Origin of the sequence: Halomonas koreensis (assembly GCF_031451675.1) — a bacterium.
GTDB classification, from domain to species: Bacteria; Pseudomonadota; Gammaproteobacteria; order Pseudomonadales; family Halomonadaceae; genus Halomonas; species Halomonas koreensis.
Map to the genome: position 1 here is coordinate 116,758 of NZ_JARWAK010000011.1, position 21,166 is coordinate 137,923.

At 68.8% G+C, this 21,166-nt stretch carries 23 protein-coding genes; 9 read left to right on the forward strand and 14 right to left on the reverse strand.

Annotated elements, in window-relative coordinates:
* Positions 1-6 precede the first annotated feature (6 nt).
* Positions 7-453 carry a hypothetical protein gene (locus QC818_RS13175; protein WP_309653325.1) on the forward strand — a complete coding sequence of 149 codons (447 nt, stop codon included), beginning with the start codon at positions 7-9 and terminating at the stop codon, positions 451-453.
* On the opposite strand, the gene QC818_RS13180 is transcribed toward QC818_RS13175, so the two are convergent.
* The 7 genes from QC818_RS13180 to QC818_RS13210 form a co-directional block, all read right to left on the reverse strand.
* On the reverse strand, positions 374-1,132 hold the full coding sequence (locus QC818_RS13180; RefSeq protein WP_309653326.1) for a SanA/YdcF family protein: 759 nt from the start codon (positions 1,130-1,132) through the stop codon (positions 374-376). The two genes, QC818_RS13175 and QC818_RS13180, sit on opposite strands and share 80 nt — an antisense overlap.
* Before the next feature lie 12 nt (positions 1,133-1,144).
* A complete protein-coding gene (gene sufT / locus QC818_RS13185) occupies positions 1,145-1,717 on the reverse strand; it encodes a putative Fe-S cluster assembly protein SufT (RefSeq protein WP_309653327.1) in 573 nt (190 codons plus the stop codon).
* An 18-nt stretch (positions 1,718-1,735) separates the two neighbouring features.
* A complete protein-coding gene (locus QC818_RS13190; RefSeq protein ID WP_309653328.1) occupies positions 1,736-2,977 on the reverse strand; it encodes a cysteine desulfurase in 1,242 nt (413 codons plus the stop codon).
* Positions 2,978-2,981: 4 nt separating this feature from the next.
* Positions 2,982-4,331, reverse strand: coding sequence for a Fe-S cluster assembly protein SufD (gene sufD, locus QC818_RS13195; RefSeq protein WP_309653329.1), 1,350 nt, complete (start codon positions 4,329-4,331; stop codon positions 2,982-2,984).
* The gene (sufC, locus tag QC818_RS13200) at positions 4,328-5,080 is read right to left on the reverse strand and encodes a Fe-S cluster assembly ATPase SufC (protein ID WP_309653330.1); all 753 of its coding nucleotides are present in this window, start codon (positions 5,078-5,080) and stop codon (positions 4,328-4,330) included. The genes sufD and sufC overlap by 4 nt, the downstream gene beginning before the upstream one ends.
* A gap of 220 nt (positions 5,081-5,300) precedes the next feature.
* Complete coding sequence (gene sufB, locus QC818_RS13205; protein WP_309653331.1) at positions 5,301-6,743, reverse strand: Fe-S cluster assembly protein SufB; 1,443 nt, start codon at positions 6,741-6,743, stop codon at positions 5,301-5,303.
* 69 nt (positions 6,744-6,812) lie between these two features.
* Complete coding sequence (locus QC818_RS13210) at positions 6,813-7,274, reverse strand: SUF system Fe-S cluster assembly regulator (protein ID WP_309653332.1); 462 nt, start codon at positions 7,272-7,274, stop codon at positions 6,813-6,815.
* 368 nt (positions 7,275-7,642) lie between these two features.
* Here QC818_RS13210 and QC818_RS13215 point away from each other — a divergent pair, with 368 nt between their 5' ends.
* From QC818_RS13215 to QC818_RS13250, 8 genes are all read left to right on the forward strand, one after another.
* On the forward strand, positions 7,643-8,308 hold the full coding sequence (locus QC818_RS13215; RefSeq protein WP_309653333.1) for an ABC transporter permease: 666 nt from the start codon (positions 7,643-7,645) through the stop codon (positions 8,306-8,308).
* 46 nt (positions 8,309-8,354) lie between these two features.
* Complete coding sequence (locus QC818_RS13220) at positions 8,355-9,515, forward strand: ABC transporter ATP-binding protein (protein WP_309653334.1); 1,161 nt, start codon at positions 8,355-8,357, stop codon at positions 9,513-9,515.
* Positions 9,516-9,519: 4 nt separating this feature from the next.
* A complete protein-coding gene (locus tag QC818_RS13225; RefSeq protein WP_309653335.1) occupies positions 9,520-10,251 on the forward strand; it encodes an ABC transporter permease in 732 nt (243 codons plus the stop codon).
* 72 nt (positions 10,252-10,323) lie between these two features.
* A complete protein-coding gene (locus QC818_RS13230) occupies positions 10,324-11,205 on the forward strand; it encodes a glycine betaine ABC transporter substrate-binding protein (RefSeq protein WP_309653336.1) in 882 nt (293 codons plus the stop codon).
* A gap of 74 nt (positions 11,206-11,279) precedes the next feature.
* Entirely contained in the window at positions 11,280-12,590 is a 1,311-nt protein-coding gene (locus tag QC818_RS13235; protein ID WP_309653337.1) for an MmgE/PrpD family protein, read from the forward strand.
* 79 nt (positions 12,591-12,669) lie between these two features.
* On the forward strand, positions 12,670-12,798 hold the full coding sequence (locus tag QC818_RS13240; RefSeq protein ID WP_309653338.1) for a hypothetical protein: 129 nt from the start codon (positions 12,670-12,672) through the stop codon (positions 12,796-12,798).
* 53 nt (positions 12,799-12,851) lie between these two features.
* Positions 12,852-13,694, forward strand: a complete 843-nt coding sequence (locus QC818_RS13245) for a nitrilase-related carbon-nitrogen hydrolase (RefSeq protein ID WP_309653339.1) — start codon at positions 12,852-12,854, stop codon at positions 13,692-13,694.
* 105 nt (positions 13,695-13,799) lie between these two features.
* A complete protein-coding gene (locus QC818_RS13250; protein ID WP_309653340.1) occupies positions 13,800-14,312 on the forward strand; it encodes a gluconokinase in 513 nt (170 codons plus the stop codon).
* Between the two features lie 160 nt (positions 14,313-14,472).
* Here QC818_RS13250 and QC818_RS13255 read toward each other — a convergent pair whose 3' ends face one another.
* Genes QC818_RS13255 through QC818_RS13285 form a run of 7 tightly spaced genes read right to left on the reverse strand, consistent with a single transcriptional unit; the run spans position 14,473 to position 21,003 of the window.
* Positions 14,473-15,384 carry a 2-dehydro-3-deoxygalactonokinase gene (locus QC818_RS13255; RefSeq protein WP_309653341.1) on the reverse strand — a complete coding sequence of 304 codons (912 nt, stop codon included), beginning with the start codon at positions 15,382-15,384 and terminating at the stop codon, positions 14,473-14,475.
* Entirely contained in the window at positions 15,381-16,037 is a 657-nt protein-coding gene (locus QC818_RS13260) for a 2-dehydro-3-deoxy-6-phosphogalactonate aldolase (protein ID WP_309653342.1), read from the reverse strand. The genes QC818_RS13255 and QC818_RS13260 overlap by 4 nt, the downstream gene beginning before the upstream one ends.
* Positions 16,038-16,041: 4 nt before the next feature.
* Positions 16,042-17,190 (reverse strand): galactonate dehydratase, encoded by a 1,149-nt coding sequence (dgoD, locus tag QC818_RS13265; protein WP_309653343.1) that lies wholly within the window; start codon positions 17,188-17,190, stop codon positions 16,042-16,044.
* A 52-nt stretch (positions 17,191-17,242) separates the two neighbouring features.
* Positions 17,243-18,544, reverse strand: coding sequence for a TRAP transporter large permease (locus tag QC818_RS13270; RefSeq protein WP_309653344.1), 1,302 nt, complete (start codon positions 18,542-18,544; stop codon positions 17,243-17,245).
* Complete coding sequence (locus tag QC818_RS13275; protein WP_309653345.1) at positions 18,544-19,140, reverse strand: TRAP transporter small permease subunit; 597 nt, start codon at positions 19,138-19,140, stop codon at positions 18,544-18,546. The genes QC818_RS13270 and QC818_RS13275 overlap by 1 nt, the downstream gene beginning before the upstream one ends.
* Positions 19,141-19,197: 57 nt before the next feature.
* The gene (locus tag QC818_RS13280; protein ID WP_309653346.1) at positions 19,198-20,217 is read right to left on the reverse strand and encodes a TRAP transporter substrate-binding protein; all 1,020 of its coding nucleotides are present in this window, start codon (positions 20,215-20,217) and stop codon (positions 19,198-19,200) included.
* Positions 20,218-20,226: 9 nt separating this feature from the next.
* Positions 20,227-21,003: a FadR/GntR family transcriptional regulator gene (locus QC818_RS13285; protein WP_309653347.1), complete on the reverse strand. Its 777-nt coding sequence runs from the start codon at positions 21,001-21,003 to the stop codon at positions 20,227-20,229.
* Positions 21,004-21,166 lie beyond the last annotated feature (163 nt).

Consider the following 21,166-nt stretch of genomic DNA (forward strand, 5'->3'; position numbering starts at 1 on the left):
CCGCCCATGTTTCTCGATAATCGCCAGGTGGCGATGGACAGCGTGCTCGAGGCGCTGGCCGACAGCATCGACTACTTCCAGGACAACCACGAGCGCCTGAAGCCGACCCTGCGCAAGACCCTGCAGCCCTACTTCGAGACCCGGGCCGCCACCATGCGCGAGCTCCAGGAACTGGCTCGCCGGCACCTGGACCTCCTCCCCCGGGACGCCGACGTCGAGCGCGACGACTACATGTGGCTATGGAGCCGCCTGAAGAGCTTCGTCGGCGACGACAGCCAGGTGCTGATCAACGAACTGCTGGAACAGGAGCGGGTGCTGATGCAGGCGCTCTCCACCCTGTTCACGCACCCCCTGCCCGACCCCATCGAGCCGGTCATCGAGGATTGCTGGAAGCACTGTCGCTCGCTGATTCGCGAGCTGTATCGCCAGCAGAAGAAGCACCAGAAGCGCTGAGCGCCGCCTCCCGCGGGACGATGTCCAGCGGCTCCTCGGGGCCCAGGAAATGCGGCCGGCGCCCCCACAGGTAGAGATCCCCCAGGGTCGCCACCCGGGCGACCCACTCCCGCGCCCTGAGCCACAGGGTGCCCTCGGATGCCCGTTCGGGCGCCGCGCAGCCCCACGCCTCGAGCCCCAGGGCCCGGGCGATGAACAGCGCCCGGGGCAGATGCCAGGACTGGGTGACCAGCAGGGCCCGATCGACGGCGAAGACGTCCCGCGCCCGGGACAGGGTGTCGAAGGTGCTGAAGCCGGCGTAGTCGAGGGTCATGGCGGCGTCCGGCACCCGTCGGCTGCGCAGGTCCCGCCACATGGTCACCGGCTCGTTGTAGTAGCGGGTGCTGTTGTCCCCGGACAGCAGCAGGTGGGTGACCCGCCCGTCGAGGAACAGCCGCGACGCCGCCTGCATGCGGCCCTCGAAGTGGGGATTGCGCGCCCCGCTGCGGGTCCAGTGGGAGGTACCGAAGACGATCGCCACCCGCTCCGGCCGGCACTCGGCGAGCGTCGGGTCGATGCGGCCGCGGGTCTCGGCGAGCATCCACAGGTTGGCGCCGGCGAACAGCAGCATCGCCAGGAGCGACAGCGCGCCCAGCGACATCAGTACCACCCTGGCTCCCTTCCACAACGTCGTGGACATCGACCTCCCCGGTCAGAACATCCCCAGTTCGAGCTTGGCCTCGTCGCTCATCATCTCACGACTCCAGGGCGGGTCGAAGACGATGTCGGTGTGCACCTGGCTGATCTGGGGCGCGCCGAGGATCTTGTGCCGGGCATCGGCGGCGATGACGTCGCCCATGCCGCAGCCGGGGGCGGTCAGGGTCATGCGGATGGTGACGATGCGCTCGCCGGTGATCAGCCGTTCGATGCGGCAGCCGTAGACCAGGCCCAGGTCGACGATGTTGACCGGGATCTCGGGGTCGAAACAGGTGCGCAGCTGCTCCCAGACGAAGCGCTCGATCTCCTCTTCCGAGGCGTCCTCCGGCAGGGTCGGGCGCGGCAGGGCCTCGAGGCCCAGGGCATCGAGGTTGCTGCCCTCGATCAGGTACAGCCGCCCCTCGTGCCCCACGCTGACCGAGCTGCCCTTGGCCTGCATGACGCTGACCTCGCTGTCCTCGGCCAGGGTCACCGTCTTGCCGAAGGGAATCGAGATGGCCTCGACGTCGCGCTGCAGGGGCAGGACCTGCCCCTTGCTCAGGCCCGCCAGTGGTTCGATATCGCTCATGTCTCTCCCTAGCGCGGCTCAGCGCAGCATGCCCACGACGCGTTCCAGCCCCTCGACGAAGGCGTCGACCTCCTCGGGGGTGTTGTAGGCGGCGAAGGAGGCGCGGCAGGTGGCGTCGACGCCGAAGGACGACAGCAGCGGCTGGGCGCAGTGGTGGCCGGTGCGGATCGCCACGCCGAGCTGGTCGATCAGCAGGCCGATGTCCTGGGAGTGGGCGCCGTCGACCACGAAGGACAGCACCCCGGCCTTGTCCGGCGCGGTGCCCAGGATGCGCAGGCCGTCGATCCGGGCGATGCCCTCGGTGGCGTGCTCCAGCAGCCGCGCCTCCCAGGCGCCGATCAGCTCCAGGCCGATCTCGCCCACCCAGTCCAGCGCCCGACCCAGGGCGATCACCTCGGCGATCGCCGGGGTGCCGGCCTCGAACTTGTGGGGGATGTCGGCGAAGGTGGTCGGCGTCTCGAAGGACACCGTCTTGATCATCTCGCCGCCGCCCTGCCAGGGCGGCATGGCCTCGAGCAGCTCGGCCCGGCCGTAGAGCACGCCGACGCCGGTGGGCCCGTAGACCTTGTGGCCCGAGAAGGCATAGAAGTCGACGTCGAGCGCGCGCACGTCGACCGCCTGGTGGGGGGCGGCCTGGGCGCCGTCGACCAGGATCAGGGCGCCGTGCTGGTGGGCCACCCGCGCCATCTCGCCCACCGGATTGACGGTGCCGAAGGCGTTGGACACGTGGTTGACCGCCACCAGCGCGGTGCGCTCGGAGATCAGGTCGCGATAGGCGGCCTGGTCGAGCACGCCGCGCTCGTCCACCGGGATCACCTTGATCGTGAAGCCCAGCTCCTTCGCCAGCAGCTGCCAGGGCACGATGTTGGAATGGTGCTCCAGGCGCGAGATCAGCACCTCGTCGCCGGGCCCCAGCCGGGTCCGCCCCCAGCTGCCCGCCACCAGGTTGATGGCCTCGGTGGTGCCGCGGGTGAAGACGATCTCCCGGGTCTCGGCGGCATTGAGGAAGGCCCGCACCGTCTCCCGGGTGCCCTCGAAGGCCGCGGTGGCCTCGTCGGCCAGGGTGTGCAGCCCGCGGTGGATGTTGGCGTTGAGCCGACGGTAGTAGTCGTCGAAGACCTCGATCACCTGGCGCGGGGTCTGGCTGGTCGCCGCGTTGTCGAGATAGACCAGCGGCTTGCCGTGAACCTCCCGATCGAGGATCGGGAAGTCGCGGCGCACCCGGACCACGTCCAGCAGCAGGTCGCTGAAATCGGCCATGGGCTCAGTCCTCGTTGAGGGCCGTGGCGGTCTCCACCAGCCCGGCCAGGTTGAAGCGCTCCGGCAGCTTGCCGGCCACGGTCAGCTCCACCCGCTCGGCCACGGCGTCGAGGTCGACCAGCTCCATGACCTCGCCGGCGAAGGCCAGGGTCAGCAGGCCCCGGGCGGTCTGCTCGTCGATGCCCCGGGCGCGCAGGGCGTAGACCGCCTCCTCGTCGAGCTGCCCGGTGGTGGCGCCGTGGGCGCACTTGACGTCGTCGGCGTAGATCTCGAGCTCGGGCTTGGTGTCGATCTCGGCGCGATCGGAGAGCAGCAGGTTGGCGTTGCTCTGCTCGGACTCGATCTGCTGGCTGTCGCGCTTGACCACCACCCGGCCGTTGAACACGCCATGGGCCCGGTCGTCGAGGATACCCTTGTAGTTCTCGCTGGAACGGGTATGCGGCGCGTTGTGATGGACCAGGGTATGGGTGTCCACGTGCTGGCGCCCCTGGCCGTAGAAGAGGCCATGGAAGGTGGCCTCGGCGCCCTCGCCGTTGAGGTCGCTGACCAGGTCGGTGCGCACCAGGCCGCCGCCCAGGTTGAGGTTGAAGGAGGTATAGCGGCTGTCGCGGGCCTGCTCCACCTGGACGCTAGCCACGTGGCGATCCTTGAGCGGCGCCTCCTGGAGCTTGTAGTGGGTCAGGATGGCGCCGCGATCGAGGATGATCTCCTCCACCAGGTTGGTGAAGTTGGCGGCGCCTTCCTCGCCGGCGTGATGCTCGATCAGGGTCGCCTCGCTGCGCCCGCCGGCCTCGACCAGGATGCGCGGATGGCTCATCACCTGGCGCTCGCCGTCCCGGGACAGGAACTGCAGCACGATGGGCTTCTCCACCACGGTGCGCGGCGCCAGGCGGACCACCGCCCCTTCTTCCATGAAGGCGGTGTTGAGGGCGGCGAAGGGCGAGAACTCGACGCCGGTGAGCCGACCCAGCGGGCCGCCCACGGCCTCGTGGTTGTCCGCCAGGGCCTGGGACAGCGGCAGCACCTGGACCCCGGCCGGCAGCGCGTCGAGATCCGACAGCGCCGGGGCGTAGACGCCGTCGACGAAGGTCAGCCGATGCGCCTCGATGGGCAGGGTCAGGGTCGCCGCCGCGGCCGGCGAGAAGTCGGCGTCGTCGGCCAGGGCGAAGTCCGTGCGGGCGATGTCGCGCACGTCGGTGTACTTCCAGGCCTCGACACGCCGATGCGGAAAGCCCAGCGCCTCGAAGCGGGCGGCGCCGGCCTGGCGCCGCGCGGAGATCCAGGTCGGCTCGTCGCCGCGACTGGCCTGGCGCTCGGCCAGGCGATCCAGGAAGCGTTGCACGTCGTCGTTCATGCCTCGGAGCCCTCCAGCAGCCAGTCGTAGCCGCGATCCTCGAGTTCGCGGGCCAGCTCGGCGTCGCCGCTCTTGACGATGCGGCCGTCGACCAGGACGTGGACCCGATCCGGCACGATGTAGTCGAGCAGGCGCTGGTAGTGGGTCACCAGCAGGATGCCGCGATCCTCGGCGCGCAGGGAGTTGACGCCCTGGGCGACCACCTTCATGGCGTCGATGTCGAGGCCGGAGTCGATCTCGTCGAGCATCGCCAGCCGCGGCTGGAGCACCAGCATCTGCAGGATCTCGTTGCGCTTCTTCTCGCCGCCGGAGAAGCCCTCGTTGACGGCGCGCTGCAGGAAGCTGGCGTCCATCTTCATGAAGGCGATCTTCTCCTTGATCAGCTTCATGAATTCCGGTGCCGGAATCTCGCCCAGGCCCTCGGCCTCGCGCTTGGCGTTGAGCGCCGCCTTGAGCAGGTAGATGTTCTTGACGCCGGGAATCTCCACCGGGTACTGGAAGCCCAGCAGCAGGCCGGCGCGGGCGCGCTCCTCGATCTCCATCTCCAGGACATCGCGGCCCTCGAAGGTGATGGTGCCGGCGGTGACCTCGTAGCCGTCCTTGCCGGCGATCACCGCGGAGAGCGTCGACTTGCCGGCGCCGTTGGGCCCCATGATGGCGTGGACTTCGCCGGCGCCGATGGTCAGGTTGAGGCCCTTGAGGATCTCGGAACCCTCGACCGTGACGTGCAGATCCTTGACTTCGAGCATCTTGATTACCCTTGATTCGTGATGAGCCGCCGCCGCGACTCCGAAAAATTCGTTTGTGTCGAGATAATCGCCGCTACGGTTTTCGTAGGAGCCCAGCTTGCTGGGCGAAGAACGGTGGCCACCGCTCACCGAAGCTTCCCAGGGCGCCTGCGGCGCCATTCGCTCAATGAATTGAGCTCCTACGATGACCTACCCCGATAGCGGTCACATCATCAGCGGCTTAACCAACCGCGCCTTCGAGGGTGACATTCAGCAGGGCCTCGGCCTCGACGGCGAACTCCATCGGCAGCTCCTGGAAGACGTCCTTGCAGAAACCGTTGACGATCATGTTCACCGCATCCTCCTCGGCGATGCCGCGGCTCTGGCAGTAGAACAGCTGGTCCTCGCCGATCTTGGAGGTGGTCGCCTCGTGCTCCACGGTGGCGGTGCTGTTGCCGATCTCCTGATAGGGGAAGGTATGGGCCCCGCAGGTGTCGCCGATCAGCAGCGAGTCGCACTGGGTGTAGTTGCGGGCGCCCTTGGCCCGGGGGCCCACCTTGACCAGGCCGCGGTAGGACTGGTCGGAGCGACCGGCGGAGATGCCCTTGGAGACGATGGTCGAGCGGCTGCCCTCGCCCAGATGGATCATCTTGGTGCCGGTGTCGGCCTGCTGGCGGCCGTTGGTCACCGCCACCGAATAGAACTCGCCCACGCTGTCACGGCCGCGCAGCACGCAGGACGGATACTTCCAGGTGATCGCGGAGCCGGTTTCCACCTGGGTCCAGCTGATGTGGGAGCGGTCGCCGCGGCAGTCGCCGCGCTTGGTGACGAAGTTGTAGATGCCGCCCTGGCCGTCCTCGTCGCCGGGGTACCAGTTCTGCACCGTGGAATACTTGATCGAGGCGTCCTCCAGGGCCACCAGCTCGACCACCGCGGCGTGCAGCTGGTTCTCGTCGCGCTGGGGCGCGGTGCAGCCCTCCAGGTAGGAGACCTGGGCGCGGCTCTCGCAGACGATCAGGGTACGCTCGAACTGGCCGGTATTGGCCTCGTTGATGCGGAAGTAGGTGGACAGCTCCATGGGGCAGGTCACGCCCTCCGGCACGAACACGAAGGAGCCATCGGTGAACACCGCCGAGTTGAGGGCGGCGAAGTAGTTGTCGCCCTGGGGCACCACGCTGCCCAGGTACTGCTTGACCAGCTCCGGGTAGTCGCGGATCGCCTCGGACATGGAGCAGAAGATGACGCCCGCCTCGTGGAGCTTCTCCTTGAAGGTGGTGGTCACCGAGACCGAGTCGAAGACCGCGTCCACCGCCACCCCGGCCAGCGCCGCCCGCTCGTGGAGCGGGATGCCCAGCTTCTCGTAGGTCTCGAGCAGCTTGGGATCGACCTCGTCGAGGCTCTGGGGCTTGTCCTCGTCGCGTTTGGGGGCGCTGTAGTAGGAGATCGCCTGGTAGTCGATGGGCGGGTAGTCCAGGTGGGCCCAGGAGGGCGGCGTCATCTTCAGCCACTGGTGATAGGCCTTGAGGCGCCATTCCAGCATCCATTCCGGCTCGCCCTTCTTCTTGGAGATGAAGGCGATGGTGTTCTCGTCCAGGCCCGGCGGAACCGTGTCGCTCTCGATGTCGGTCACGAAGCCTTCCTTGTATTCGCGACGGACAAGTTTTTCCATTTCCTGACTTGCCATGCTATGTCCCCTCCCGGGCTGGTTGGGTCGGCGAGCGCGGCTCGCCTCGGGTGGTGAATCCGCGGGTGATCAGGCCTCGGTGGCCAGGCTCACGCTCTGTATGGGCAGCTGCACCGGCAGCTTGATCGGGGTGGTATCGGCCAGGTGGGCCAGGGTCACGCTGTCGAGCAGGGCACGCACCGCCAGCGAGACGCGCTGCCAGTTGTCGGCCACTCCGCAGGTGGCGGCCAGGTCGCAGTCGCCCTCGGCCTGGCTACACTCGGTCATCGCCACCGGCCCCTCGATGGCCGAGATGATGTCGCTGGCGGTGATCCTTGAGGCCGGCCGGGCCAGGGAGTAGCCGCCCTGGGCGCCGCGCCGGGACTCCAGCAGGCCGGCACGCACCAGCATCTTGAGCGTCTTGCTGACCGTCGGGTGAGGCAGCTGCACCGCCTCGGCGAGCTCGGCCGCGGCGTGCGGCTGCTCCGGATGACGGGCGATCTGCGCCATCACCACCGCCGCGTAGTCGGTGAGCCTGGACAGCTTCAGCAAGACGGGCCTCCCCGGGATACCCCGATGATCGATTGCGGACCATTTTAGTCCTGTATACCGCCGATGTGAACCCTGCGCGTCCACTTCCCGCCGCGACGCGGGACTTGCCGGCACGTTCGGCGCCGATAGCATCAAAAACGACAATCGTTCTCATCGAGAGAATGCATCGCGACGCTCATGGATCAGGGACCGCAATTCCTTTCATTGCGCATCGTCATCCCCGGAAAAACAAATACATAGCGAGCTTTGCTAAGCTTTGCCCGTTTTCCGGGCGCCAGCCCGTCATGCCCCACCGCCGACGCCGGGAGCCGTCAACGGCCAACGGCGCTATGCTTCATCGGCATGGGGACCTGCAAGGAGATAGGGATTTGGAACTGATTCAGTACGCCCTGGACAACCTCGACCTGCTGATCTCGCGAACGCTCGAGCACATCGCCCTGGTCGGGGTCGCCGTGGGCATCGCCACCCTCACCGGCGTGCCCATCGGCATCGCCATCACCAAGAACGAACGCCTGGCCAAGGCCGTGCTCTACGTGGCCTCGATCATCGTCACCGTCCCCTCCATCGCCCTGTTCGGCATCATGATCCCGGTGCTCTCGCTGATCGGCCAGGGCATCGGCTACCTGCCGGCGGTGATCGCCGTGCTGCTCTACTCCCAGCTGCCGATCATCCGCAACACCTACACCGCCATCCACAACGTCGATCCCGCCCTGCGCGAGGCCGCCCGCGGCATCGGCATGAGCCAGAACCAGCGCCTGCGCATGGTAGAGATCCCGCTGGCCGTGCCGGTGATCATGGCCGGGGTGCGCACCGCCGTGGTGCTCAACATCGGCGTCATGGCCATCGCCGCCTACATCGGCGCCGGGGGCCTGGGCACCTTCATCAGCCGCGGCATCTCCCAGTCCGATCCGCGCCAGCTGATCCTCGGCGCCGTGGCGGTCAGCCTGCTGGCGATCCTCGTCGACTACGGCCTGCTGGCCCTCCAGAAACGCCTGACGCCCAAGGGCATGGAGCGCGCCGCCGAAACGGCCTGAGCCCTCCTCCCTCGCGACCCACAAGGCCAAACCAAGGACCCCCTGCATGATCCGACTCGACAACCTGACCAAGGTCTTCGACACCCCCAAGGGCGCGGTGACCGCCGCCGACCACATCAACATGGAGGTGCCCGCCGGCGAGATCTGCATCCTGCTCGGCCCCTCCGGCTGCGGCAAGACCACCACCCTGAAGATGATCAACCGCATCATCCGACCCACCTCCGGCAAGGTGTTCATCGACGGCGAGGACACCACCGGCCTGGACACCCAGGAGCTGCGCCGCAACATCGGCTACGTGATCCAGCAGATCGGCCTGTTCCCCAACATGACCATCGAGGAGAACATCGCCGTGGTGCCCAAGCTGCTGGGCTGGGACAGGGCCAAGTACAAGGCCCGCGCCCGGGAGCTGATGGACATGATCGCCCTGGACCCGGACGCCTTCCTCAAGCGCTACCCCAGCGAGCTCTCCGGCGGTCAGCAGCAGCGCATCGGGGTGGCCCGGGCGCTGGCCGCCGACCCGCCGGTGATGCTGATGGACGAGCCCTTCGGCGCCATCGACCCCATCAACCGCGCGGTCATCCAGGACGAGTTCCTCAAGATGCAGCAGGAGCTCAAGAAGACCATCATGTTCGTCAGCCACGACATCGACGAGGCGATCAAGATGGGCGACCGCGTCGCCATCTTCCGCGCCGGTAACCTGGAGCAGTACTCGCGCCCCGACGACCTGCTGGCCGCGCCCAAGGACGAGTTCGTCGAGTCCTTCCTCGGCGAGGACCGGGCGCTGAAGCGCCTCAACCTGGTCAAGGTACGCGACGTGGTGTCCGACGAGATCGGCACGGTCTCGCCGGGCGACACCCTGGAGACCGCCCTGACGCGCATCGACGACTTCGGCTACCAGAACGCCATCCTGGTGGTCAACGATCGCCGCCAGCCGGTGGGCCTGATCACCCGCGCCCAGGCGCGCACCACCAAGGGCTACTGCCGGGACCACCTGCAGAACGTGCCGGCCCGGGTCTCGCTGGACGACGACCTGCGCAAGGTGGCCTCGCTGATGTTCTCCCACGACACCACCTGGCTGCCCTGCGTGGACGACGACGGCCGGCTGTGCGGCCAGATCACCCAGCGCGCCATGACGCACCACCTGGGGTCGCGCTTCCGGCCGACCGAGGCCGAGGCCGCCCCTTCCGACCTGGCCAGCAAGGAGTAAGCCGATGCCGATCCAGAGCCTGAAGGGGGCCCTGCGCATCCTGCTGCTGGTCGCCATCTTCTTCGGCGGCGTATGGAGCCAGTCCAGCGGGGTCATCGAGGACTTCATCTTCTACCTGCCCGACGTGCGGTTCCTGGCGGTGCAGCACCTCTGGCTGACCGCCATCTCGGGCGGCCTGGCCATCCTGGTGGCCATCCCGCTGGGCATCCTGCTGTCCCGGCCCAGCATGGCCCGGGTCGCCGAATCGGCCATGCAGGTGCTCAACGTCGGCACCACCATCCCGACGCTCGCGGTGCTGGCGCTGTCCATGAGCTTTCTGGGCATCGGCACCGTGCCGGCGGTGTTCGGCCTGTTCGTGGCCACCCTGCTGCCGATCACGCGTAACACCTACGCCGGCCTCAAGGGCGTCAATCCGGCGCTTATGGAGGCCGCCGCCGGCATCGGCATGTCGCCGGCCCAGCGGCTGGTCAAGGTGGAGCTGCCCAATGCCCTCTACGTGATCTTCGCCGGCATCCGCACCGCCCTGACCATCAACGTGGGCACCGTGCCGCTGGCCTTTTTGATCGGCGCCGGCGGCCTCGGCGAGCTGATCTTCACCGGCATCGATCTCTACGACCCGGTGATGATGCTGGCCGGCGCCATCCCCACGGCGCTGCTGGCCATCGTGGTCGATGCCCTGATCGCCACCACCGCCTTCCTGGTGGTGCCCCGCGGCGTGAACCCGTCACGGGCCTGAACGCATCACACCGGTGTTCAAGGCCGCCGTCCGGCGGCCCCGGTAACGCGGCAACAAGAGGAGAAGTCCCCGATGAAACGCATGATGATGACCCTCTCCGGCCTGGCCCTGGCCGGCGCCATGACCACCGCCCAGGCCGACGAGATCGTGGTCGGCGGCAAGAACTTCACCGAACAGCAGATCCTCGCCAGCATGACCACCCAGTACCTCGAGGGCCTGGGCTACGACGTGGAAAGCCGGGCCGGCATGGGCTCCGCCGTGCTGCGCCAGGCCCAGGAGAACGGCCAGATCGACCTCTACTGGGAGTATACCGGCACCTCGCTGATCAACTACAACGACGTCACCGAGTCGCTCTCCCCCGAGGAGACCTACCAGCGGGTCAAGGAACTCGACGCCGAGAAGGGCCTGGTCTGGCTCGAGCCCTCCGATGCCAACAACACCTATGCCCTGGCCATGCGCGAGGAGACCGTCGAGGAGACCGGCATCGACTCGCTTTCGGAGCTGGCTCGGGCGGTCAACGACGACGAGGAACTGGCGTTTGCCATGAACGCCGAGTTCTACGCCCGCGAGGACGGCTGGCGCCCGCTGCAGCAGGCCTATGACTTCCGCGTCGGCCGCGCCGACGTCAAGCGCATGGATTCCGGCCTGGTCTACCAGGCGCTGCGCGACGGCCAGGTCGACGTGGGCCTGGTGTTCGCCACCGACGGCCGCATCCCGGCCTTCGACTTCCAGGTGCTGGAGGACGACCAGGCCTTCTTCCCCGCCTACGCCCTGACCCCGGTGGTGCGCGAGGAGACCCTGGAGGCCAACCCCGAGCTGGCCGAGCAGATGAATGCCCTGTCATCGCTGCTCGACGACCAGACCATGGCCACCCTCAACGCCCGGGTCGACGTGGAGCGCGAGACCATCGAGGACGTGGCTCAGTCCTTCCTGGAAGACAACGACCTGTTGTAAACCAGCCTCAGGCAAGCCACTGGAAGGCCGCCCCCGGGCGGCCTTCGTGTTTCTTCCGCGACGACGAGTTCGACATGACCGCGCCCACCGCTCCCCTGGACTGGATCCTCGACGCCGACCCGCTCCCCGATGCCGACCTGACCGCCCAGGCGAAGCGCTGCCTGCTGGACCTGGTCGGCGTCGCCGCCGGCGCCACCCGCACCGACCTGGCCGGCCACGCCCGGCGCTTCGCCAGATCCCAGCACGGCGGCGACCGGCCGCTGCTGTTCGCCGACGGCCGGGCCTCGCCCACCGGGGTGGCGCTGCACGGCGCCTGGCTGATCGACGCCCTGGACGCCCATGACGGCCAGGTGCTGACCAAGGGCCATGCCGGGGTCGCGCTGCTGCCCGGGCTGCTCGCCCTGCCCGAGGTGGAGCGGCTGTCCGGCCGCGACGTCCTCGGCCTGCTGACGCTGGGCTACGAGGTCGCCACCCGGGCCGGCATCGCCCTGCATGCCGTCAGCCCCGACTATCATACCTCCGGCGCCTGGAACGCCCTGGGCGTGGCCGCCATGGCCGGCCGACTGATGGGCCTGGACGCGCACCGCCTCCATCATGCCCTGGGCATCGCCGAGTTCTACGGGCCCCGCAGCCAGATGATGCGCTGCATCGACCACCCCACCATGCTCAAGGACGGCTCCGGCTGGGGCGCCATGACCGGCGTCTCCGCGGCCCTGCTGGCCCGGGACGGCTTTACCGGGGCGCCGGCGCTGACCGTGACCGACCCCGGGGTCGACGCGCTCTGGGCCGACCTCGGCCGCCGCTGGTACCTGCACGAGCAGTACTTCAAGGCCTACCCGGTGTGCCGCTGGGCCCAGCCGGCGGTGGAGGCCGTGCTGTCGCTGCGCGATCGGATCGGCGACCCCGGCGATGTCTCGCGCATCGAGATCGTCACCTTCCACGAGGCCAGGCGGCTGCATGTGGTCCACCCGGCCAGCACCGAACAGGCTCAGTACAGCCTGCCCTGGTCGGTGGCCTGTGCCCTCGGGCGCGGCACCCTGGACGCCGAGGCCGTCACCCTCCTCGAGGCGCCGGACCTGCGAGACCTGGCCTCACGGGTCGAGCTCCAGGAGAGCGAGGCCTTCAACGCCCGCTTCCCCGCCGAACGCTGGGCCTCGGCGCGACTTCACCTGGCCGACGGCCGGGTGCTGGAGAGCGACCCCTGCGAGGCCCGCGGCAATCCGCACAACCCGCTGTCCGACGCCGAGCTCACGGCGAAGTACCGGGCGCTGGCCGACCCGGTCCTCGGCGAGCGCGCCGAACGACTGCGGGAGACGATCCTGACCCTGGAGGATCGCCCGGCCGGGGACCTGCTGGCGCTGCTCGGCGCCCCCGCAAGGGGCTGAGAGGACGACGGCGTCGGCCAGGCATCGACGCCCGGCCGCCGCCTCGCTAGCATGTCGCAAACCCTGCGGAGACTGCCCGATGACGACGTCCTTCCTCCTGCTGATGGGAGCCTCGCTGATCGTGCTGGCGGCCCTGCACTGGCTGCTGTTCCGCCTGGTCAAGCGGGCCATGTCCCGCTCGACGGGTGACGACCGAACCGATGACTGACTCGGCGGGCTCCCTGCCTCCCCCCAGGGCCCGCCCCCCGACGAGAGCGTGATATGCACTACCAGGATGCACTCCATGTCGCCGCCGCCCAGATCAACGCAGGCCTCGGCGCGGTCGACGCCAACCTCGAGCGCCACCTGGAGGTCATCGATGAGGCCGCCTCCCACGGCGTCGAGCTGCTGGTCTTCCCCGAACTCTCGCTGACCGGCTACGGCCTCGGCGGCCAGGTCATGCAGGTCGCCATGCCCGTCGAGGATCCGCGCCTCGCCCGGCTGGCCGAGGCCTGCGGCGCGATGCAGGCGGTGGTGGGCTTCGTCGAGGAGGCCAGCCCCGGCGAGTACTACAACGCCCTGGCCATCCTCCAGGACGGCGAGATCGTCGCGGTGCACCGCAAGCTCAACCTGCCCACCTACGGCGGCCTCGAGGAAGGCAAGTGGTTCTCCCACGGCAGCGAGCTCACCCAGGCCCAGGTCCGCCCCGGCTGGTCGGCCACCCAGCTGATCTGCGCCGACCTCTGGAACCCGGCGCTGGTGCATGCCGCCCTGCTGCCCCGCCCCACGGTGCTCTGCGCGCCGATCAACTCGGCCTCGGGCATCGTCAGCGAGGACTTCTCCAACGAGCAGAACTGGGGGCTCAACGTGCGCTTCTACGCCATGACCTACGGCACCCCGGTGATCATGGCCAACCGCTACGGCCCCGAGGGGGCCAGCCATTTCTGGGGCGGCTCGCGCATCCTCGGCCCCCGCGGCGAGGTGCTCGCCGAGGCCGAGGACCGCGAGACGCTGATCACCGCCACCCTGTCGCGCACCGCCATCGCCCGGGCCCGCTTCGAGCTGCCCACCCATCGCGACGCCGACACCCCGCTGATCCGCGAGCTGATGGCGGGCTATCGCTGAGTCCCGGGCACCCTCTCCGGGTGCCTAGATTCCCCCTCCTCCTTTTGCAAAAAAATGCTAGAATCTTCGCCATCCATTTGGCGAAATAACCCAGAAGATTCTCGCATGAAGGATTCCCTCAACAGCATCCTGGTCATGGGCGTTTCCGGATCAGGAAAGTCGCATATCGGACGTCGCCTCGCCGATACCCTCGGGGCGACCTTCATCGATGCCGATGACCATCACAGTCCGGCCAACATCGCCAAGATGGCTCGCGGGGAGCCCCTGAACGACGAGGATCGCGCCACCTGGCTGGCGACCCTGGCGGACCTCTACCGGGACTACCGCGCCCGGGGTCGGCCCCTGGTCATCGGCTGCTCGGCCTTGCGGCATCGCTACCGGAACATCCTGCGTCGCGGAGCCCCGGACCTGGCGATCCTCTATCTGGCGGGCAGTCGCGACGTGCTGCTGGAGCGGCTGGATACGCGTGAGGATCACTTCTTCGCCGGCGCCCCGATGCTCGACAGCCAGCTCGCCACCCTGGAACCCCCCGGCGATGACGAGGCCATCAGCCTCGACATCCGCAAGTCTCCCCAGGAGATCGTCGACGAATTCCTGGCACTCGCCACCGGAAAATAAGACGCCCACCTCCGTCTCATAGGCACGAAAAAGACGGCGCAATTCGCCGTTTATTTCACACGCCTTCGTCGCTTTCCTTACCGAAAAACCCGGCCGTACCGAATCATCGACCGGACGTCCCGGGAGGCATGACTCCCCGCGTCATCACGGCACCTTCCTCCTACGGATTCCTCCGCGACTCGTGACGCTCGGCGAGCGCCACGATGCCGGCGAGGGTCGCGCGATCGCTGTCCACCTCGATCACCGGCACCTCATAAGCCTCCAGGGCCAGGCGATACAGGCCGTTCAGCGACGGGCTCCCCACCAGGCTGACCTCGCCCTCTTCCCGGCCGAGCCGGGCGAGCACTTCCGAGCCGATCAGCACCCCCGAGAGGAAGCCCGCCACCGACTCGCCCCCGAGCCCGCCATGCAGGTGCCGGCTGCGTGCCTCGAACAGGGCATGCAGCAGCCCCGCCGGGTGGCGGGCCGCGGCCAGGCCCTGCCGGAAGCCCCCCTCGTCGATTCCCTCCCGGCCCCGCGACGGCTCGCCGACCAGGGTGTGATGGCGCACCGCGTGGTAGAGCTCGCCGGTCATCATGGTGGTGAAGTCGATCAGGCGACCCCGTGACAGCCGCGCCCACTTGCTGTGGGTGCCGGGAAGGCAGCAGACACCCTCCGTGATCCCCCGCAGCGCCAGGGCGCCGAACGCCTGGATCTCCTCGCCGCGCATCACGTCCAGGTGGTCGTCGCCGAGCGTCTTGAGACCGGGCACGATCCAGGCCTGGTCCAGTCCCGGGGCCGGCACCAGCTGCCCGGCGAGATCCGCCGGGCCGGCGGGAGTCTCGAGCTGGGGCGCCTCGCACCAGCCCCGGGCCGAGCCGACCATGCCGGCGAGATACACCGGCACCCCGGTCCCGTCCCGCCAGCCCCTCAACTGGGCCGCGCAATAGCGCGGAAACTCGCCGGTCGACAGCGCCCGCAGCCCGGCCGCCGAGCGGCGGCTGTCCAGGCACTCGCCGGTCTTCCGATCCACCAGGAAGGCCCGGAAGTTGCTGGTGCCCCAGTCCACGGCGATCAGGTGACGCCCCGTCATGCGCCCCCCTCCCCCCGCAGCCGCTCCCACTCGGCGACGAGCTGGCGCGCGAGGCGCCCCACCTCGTCGGCGGAGCGGCCGGGCCGGTAGAGGTTGCCGCCGAAGCCGAAGCCGTCGATGCCCGCGGCGTGCCACTCGGCCATGTCGGCCCGCTCGATGCCTCCCACCGCCAGCACCGGCACCCGGTGCGGCAGGATGGCGCGGATATCCCGAAGGTAGCCGGGCCCGAGCCGGGCGGCCGGGAACAGCTTGAGCCCGCGCGCCCCGGTGCGGGCCGCCGCCAGCGCCTCGGAGGGGGTCATGCAGCCGATCAGCGGCGCCAGGCCATGGGCGAGGCCGGCGGAGATGACCGCGGGATCCGTGTTGGGGGTGACCAGCAGCGGGGCGCGCCGCTCGGCCAGGCGGGCGGCGTCCGCCGGCTCGAGCACCGTGCCGGCGCCCACCAGCACATTCGCCGGGCAGCGGGCCGCGGCACGCTCGATGCCGGTCCAGGGCTCGGGGGAGTTGAGCGGGATCTCGATCAGCCGGAATCCCGCCGCCACCAGGGCGTCGACCACCGGCTCGACCTCGTCGGGGGTGATGCCGCGCAGGATGGCCACCAGCGGCCGGGTCGCCAGGATCGCGTCGAGGAGACTGTCGTGGCTGTCGTTCATGGCATCACCACTCCGCCACCGAGCCGTCCTCATGGGTCCACACCGGGTTGCGCCAGCGATGGCCCACCCGGGCCCGCTCCTCGACGAAGGCCTCGTCGATCTCGACGCCCAGGCCCGGACCCTCGGGGATGGCGCAGAAGCCGTCCTCGATGGCCAGCGCGGACTCGTCCACCAGGTAGTCGAGGACGTCGTTGTCGCGGTTGTAGTGAATGCCCATGCTCTGTTCCTGGATGAAGGCGTTGTGGCTCACCGCGTCGAGCTGGAGCGACGCCGCCAGGGTCAGCGGCCCCAGCGGGCAGTGGGGGGCCAGCGCCACGTCATGGCAGGCGGCCAGGGAGGCGATCCTGAGTCCCTCGCTGATCCCGCCGCAGTGCGACAGGTCCGGCTGGACGATGTCGACCATGCCGTCGGCGAGCAGATCACGGAACGCGAAGCGGGTGTGCAGCCGCTCGCCGGTGGCCAGGGGATAGCCCAGGCCGCCGGCGATGGACGATAGGCTGGGCAGGTGCTCCGGGGCGACCGGCTCCTCGACGAACATCGGGTGGAAGGGCTCCAGCTCGCGCAACAGGGCCTTGGCCATGGGCCGGTGCACCCGGCCATGGAAGTCGATGGCGATGCCCACGTCCGGCCCCACGGCCTCCCGGGCCTCGGCCACCCGGGCCACGGCCTCGTCGACCTTGCGATGGCTGTCGACGATGGCCATTTCGGGGGTGCCGTTCATCTTGAAGGCGGTGAAGCCCTGCTCGACCAGCGCCCGGGCCCCGGACGCCACCTCGCTCGGCCGGTCGCCACCGGTCCAGGCGTACATGCGCATCCGGTCACGGACCCGGCCGCCCAGCAGCTGGTGGACCGGCACGCCCAGGTCGCGCCCCTTGAGATCCCAGAGCGCCTGGTCGATGCCGGCGATGGCGCTCATCAGGACGGGACCGCCGCGATAGAAACCGCCGCGGTAGAGGACGTTCCACAGGTGCTCGATGCGGTGCGGGTCCTGGCCGACCAGGTAGTCGGCGAGCTCGTGGACCGCCGCCTCCACCGTGGCCGCCCGGCCCTCCACCACCGGCTCCCCCCAGCCGTAAGCGCCCTCGTCGGTCTCGATCTTGAGGAACAGCCAGCGGGGCGGCACCTGCCAGGTCTTCAGTCGGGTAATCCTCACGCGTCACCTCTCGGGAGTCGGGGAAGCGGCGCCGGCCCGGGCCGGCGCCGGGTCAGACCAGCCACATGGCCAGGTCGGGCCAGAACAGCAGGGCGAACAGCACGCACAGCTGCAGGGCGATGAACGGCAGCAGGGCCACGAAGATGTCCTTGAGGCTGACGCTCGCCGGGGCGACGCCCTTGAGGTAGAAGGCCGCCGGGCCGAAGGGCGGCGAGAGGAAGGACACCTGCATGTTCACCGCGAAGAGGATGCCGAACCAGATCGGGCTGTAGCCGAGCTGCTCGACGATGGGCACGAAGATCGGCAGGGTCAGCATGGCCACGCCGATCCAGTCCAGGAACATGCCCAGCACCAGCAGGATGGCCATCATCACCAGGATGATCACGATCGGCGCCACCTCCAGATCCATGATCATCCCCGAGATGAAGCGGTTGCCGCCCATCAGGTTGTAGACCCCCACCAGCGCGGCGGCGCCGATGCCGATCCAGATGATCATGCCGCAGGTGGTCAGCGTCTGGCCCAGGCTCTCGTGCAGGGTCTTCGGCGAGAACTCGCCGCGGGCGACCACCGCCAGCAGCACGCCGAACACGCCCATGGCCGCCGCCTCGGTGACCGAGGCCACGCCGCCGTAGATCGAGCCCAGCACCAGGCCGGCGATCAGCCCGGGCACGATGACCGCCTTGAGCGCCTGCCAACGGTTGGCGAAGCCCTCGGTGCGGTCGGCCTCGGTCATCGGCGGGCCCATCTCGGGGTTGCGCAGGCAGCGCACCAGCACATAGCCGATGTAGGAGAGCATCAGGATCACCGCCGGGGTGATGGCCGCGGTGAACAGGTCGGCGATCGACTCCGAGGCGATCAGGCCGTAGATGATCAGCACGATGGACGGCGGCATCATGGTGCCGAGCGCCCCGCCGGCGCAGACCACGCCGATCGACAGGTGCTTGTCGTAGCCCAGGCGCAGCATCTGCGGCAGCGCCAGGATGCCGAGCAGCACGATCTCGCCGCCGATGATCCCGGACAGGGCGGCCAGGAAGAAGGCCACCACCACGGTCTGCACCGCCACACCGCCGGGCAGGCGGCCGGCGAAGACCCGCATGGCGTTGAACAGGTCCCGGGCGATCCCCGAGCGGTCGAGCAGCGAGGCCATCAGCACGAACATCGGCACCGCCACCAGGGAATATTCGGTGACGAAGCCATAGACGCGGCTGGTGACCAGCGGCAGGGCATCGGGACCGAACCAGCCGAAGGTGAAGGCCAGCGCCACCAGGCCGGTGATGAAGGCCAGCGGCAGGCCGGTGACCAGCAGGGCGAAGATCAGCCCCACCAGCAACAGGGTTCCGTGGGCGATATCCATCAGGCGGCGTCCTCCACGTCGGCGGGGGCCGGCGCAGGCTTGCCGCGCAGCGACTGGATCAGGTGCAGCAGGGCCTGGACGCACATGATCGCCAGCGCCAGCAGGATCATGCCCTTCACCAGGGCCGGGAACGGCGGGTTCCAGGCGGTGCCGGAGCGCTCCAGCCGCCACTCGCCCAGGGGGCTGTGGGTGGCCCCCCAGAACATCACGAAGGCGGCATAACTCATCCCCAGGCAGAAGCCGAAGGTGACCAGATCGTTGAAGCGGTCGAGCCACAGCCTGGCCCGGGGACCGACGCTGTCGTAGAGCACCCGCACCCGGATATGGCGGTTGCAGGCCAGGGTCGCGGGGCCGCCCAGGGAGAAACTCACCGCCACCAGCATCACCACGGTCTCGTGGACCCAGGAGGTGGGGGAGCCGAAGGCATAGCGCATGACGACCTCGAAGACGCTGATCGCCATGGCGACGAAGACCAGCCAGGCGGCCACCCGTCCGCCGGCCATGACGCCGCGATCGAAGACGTTGCGCGCCTGATCGGCAGGCCGCGGAGCGGCCTCGGTCGAGCCGCCCTCCGGGCGACGGGACGCTTGAGTCATGGGAGGACCTCGGGATAGGCCGTCGGGACACGTCACCATGGCCCGACGGGTTGGGGCTTAGAGGAGGTTGTGGTTTTCCAGGTAGGCGACCACGGAGTCGTAGAACTCGGCGGTGATCTCGTTCCTGTCCGCCCACTCGGCCCATTCCTGCCTGGCGATGTTGCGGAACTCGCGACGCTGGTCGGCGGGCAGGTCGATGATCTCGATGTCCGGATCCTGACGGGCCTCGCGCACGGCCTCCAGGTCGCGGGTCTTGAGCTGGGCGACCATCTCGTAGGCCAGGTCGTCCACCGAGGTCTCGAGGATCGCCTGCAGGTCCGCCGGCAGGCCATCCCAGATCTGCTTGTTCAGCGAGACGGAGACCATCGGCAGGGAGTGGAAGCCGGGATACAGCGGATAGGGGGCGAACTCGTGGAGGCCTTGAGCCTGGTTGGTGGCGAACACCGTGTAGTCCGCGGCGTCGATCACGCCCTTCTCGAGGCCGGTATAGACCTCGGACCCCGGCAGGTTGACCGGCGTGGCGCCGGCGGCCTCGAAGATGTTGTAGACCATGCCTTCCGGGGCGCGGAGCTTGAGCCCCTGCATGTCCTCGACGGAACGGATCGGCCGGGTGGAGGGCAGCGACTCCAGGCCGGTGGCGGCCGCGCCGATCAGGTGCAGGCCATAGGGCTCGACGAGTTCGTTGTAGAGCGCCTCGCCCCCGGCGTTGTTCATGTAGTCGAGGAAGTCGTAGGGATCGCTCCAGGCTCCGGCCAGGTTGCCGATCATGCCGAAGGCCGGATCCTGGCCGGTGAAGTAGCTGGGATCGGTGAGGTGGCCCTGGAGGATGCCGGACTGGACGGCCTGCAGGGTCTGGTTGGCCTGGACGACGGCACCCACCGGCAGGATCTCGATGCTGATCCGGCCGTCGGACATGCGCTCGACGTTCTCCGCCCAGGCCTTCTTCATCTCGAACTGGGGCTCGCCGGCGGTCTCGGAGGTCTGGAAGGTCCACTCGTGGTCGGCGGCCTGGACATTCGCGGCCAGGGCGCCGAGCACGGCGATGGAAAGGGTCTTGAGGGGCAGGCGTGACATCATGAGACTTCCTCAATCGCGGTTTGTTGTTGGGCTTTCGATAGTGGGCAGAACGGGCATCAGGGCCTCCAGGCCGAGATCCCGTCCGGTGCGCTCCAGCACCCGCAGGGCCGCCTCGGCGGCCTGCTCGGGTTGACGCAGGCGGATCGCCTCCATCACCCGACGATGGCGTTCCATGCTGTCGTGAAGCTCGTCGGCGCTGTGGTTGGACGTTTCCACCAGCAGCGCGATGGCCGGCTTGAGCACGTGACTGATCTGCGCCCAGACCAGGTTGTGGGAGGCGGCGAAGATCGCCTCGTGGAAGGTCACGTCGTGCTCGTCGTGGGACTTGCCCTGCCAGTGCAGGTCGTCCTGCTCCAGCGCCCGGATCATGCCCTCGTAGGCGGACTCGATGGCCAGCAGGTCCGCGGCGGTGGCATGCGTCGCCGCCAGGCGGGCGACGAAGGGCTCCACGGCGACGCGGAAGGCGAAGATCTCGCGCTGGATGCGCGGGTTGGGCTGGGCGAAGCGGGCCATCCAGCCGCTGACCCTGGGATCGAGCAGGTGCCATTCCTGCAGGGCCCGGACCCGGGTGCCCTGCCCCGAGATGCGGGTCAGCAGCCCGGCGGCCACCAGCGTCTGCAAGGCGCTGCGCACGGTGCTGCGGCTGACGCCGAAGCGCTCGCAGAGATCCAGCTCCTTGGGCACGAAGTCCCCCGGCGAATACTCCCCGCTGAAGATGGATTCGGCGAGGACGTCGGCGATATCGGGACGCGCCGTGCGGCGGTCGGTGTCGGCGGATCGGGACATGGTCGGCTTCCGGAAGGTGGTGGCCCTTGTCGGACTCTATGTTGTGTATGTCGGACATAGGGTCTGGCAAAATCCGACTTAATGCCTTTAGACTTTCGTCTCGCGACTGCGTCGTCGTGGAAGCCGCCATGACGGCCGGGCCGCCGCCTTATGGCCCCGGCCG

What these genes read in the sequence shown, in the direction of transcription:
- QC818_RS13175 (WP_309653325.1), top strand. Translation starts at nt 7, where the DNA reads ATGTTTCTCGATAATCGCCAGGTGGCGATGGACAGCGTGCTCGAGGCG.
- QC818_RS13180 (WP_309653326.1), bottom strand. Translation starts at nt 1,132, where the DNA reads ATGTCCACGACGTTGTGGAAGGGAGCCAGGGTGGTACTGATGTCGCTG.
- sufT (WP_309653327.1), bottom strand. Translation starts at nt 1,717, where the DNA reads ATGAGCGATATCGAACCACTGGCGGGCCTGAGCAAGGGGCAGGTCCTG.
- QC818_RS13190 (WP_309653328.1), bottom strand. Translation starts at nt 2,977, where the DNA reads ATGGCCGATTTCAGCGACCTGCTGCTGGACGTGGTCCGGGTGCGCCGC.
- sufD (WP_309653329.1), bottom strand. Translation starts at nt 4,331, where the DNA reads ATGAACGACGACGTGCAACGCTTCCTGGATCGCCTGGCCGAGCGCCAG.
- sufC (WP_309653330.1), bottom strand. Translation starts at nt 5,080, where the DNA reads ATGCTCGAAGTCAAGGATCTGCACGTCACGGTCGAGGGTTCCGAGATC.
- sufB (WP_309653331.1), bottom strand. Translation starts at nt 6,743, where the DNA reads ATGGCAAGTCAGGAAATGGAAAAACTTGTCCGTCGCGAATACAAGGAA.
- QC818_RS13220 (WP_309653334.1), top strand. Translation starts at nt 8,355, where the DNA reads ATGATCCGACTCGACAACCTGACCAAGGTCTTCGACACCCCCAAGGGC.
- QC818_RS13225 (WP_309653335.1), top strand. Translation starts at nt 9,520, where the DNA reads ATGCCGATCCAGAGCCTGAAGGGGGCCCTGCGCATCCTGCTGCTGGTC.
- QC818_RS13230 (WP_309653336.1), top strand. Translation starts at nt 10,324, where the DNA reads ATGAAACGCATGATGATGACCCTCTCCGGCCTGGCCCTGGCCGGCGCC.
- QC818_RS13235 (WP_309653337.1), top strand. Translation starts at nt 11,280, where the DNA reads ATGACCGCGCCCACCGCTCCCCTGGACTGGATCCTCGACGCCGACCCG.
- QC818_RS13240 (WP_309653338.1), top strand. Translation starts at nt 12,670, where the DNA reads ATGACGACGTCCTTCCTCCTGCTGATGGGAGCCTCGCTGATCGTGCTG.
- QC818_RS13245 (WP_309653339.1), top strand. Translation starts at nt 12,852, where the DNA reads ATGCACTACCAGGATGCACTCCATGTCGCCGCCGCCCAGATCAACGCA.
- QC818_RS13250 (WP_309653340.1), top strand. Translation starts at nt 13,800, where the DNA reads ATGAAGGATTCCCTCAACAGCATCCTGGTCATGGGCGTTTCCGGATCA.
- QC818_RS13255 (WP_309653341.1), bottom strand. Translation starts at nt 15,384, where the DNA reads ATGACGGGGCGTCACCTGATCGCCGTGGACTGGGGCACCAGCAACTTC.
- QC818_RS13260 (WP_309653342.1), bottom strand. Translation starts at nt 16,037, where the DNA reads ATGAACGACAGCCACGACAGTCTCCTCGACGCGATCCTGGCGACCCGG.
- QC818_RS13270 (WP_309653344.1), bottom strand. Translation starts at nt 18,544, where the DNA reads ATGGATATCGCCCACGGAACCCTGTTGCTGGTGGGGCTGATCTTCGCC.
- QC818_RS13275 (WP_309653345.1), bottom strand. Translation starts at nt 19,140, where the DNA reads ATGACTCAAGCGTCCCGTCGCCCGGAGGGCGGCTCGACCGAGGCCGCT.
- QC818_RS13280 (WP_309653346.1), bottom strand. Translation starts at nt 20,217, where the DNA reads ATGATGTCACGCCTGCCCCTCAAGACCCTTTCCATCGCCGTGCTCGGC.
- QC818_RS13285 (WP_309653347.1), bottom strand. Translation starts at nt 21,003, where the DNA reads ATGTCCCGATCCGCCGACACCGACCGCCGCACGGCGCGTCCCGATATC.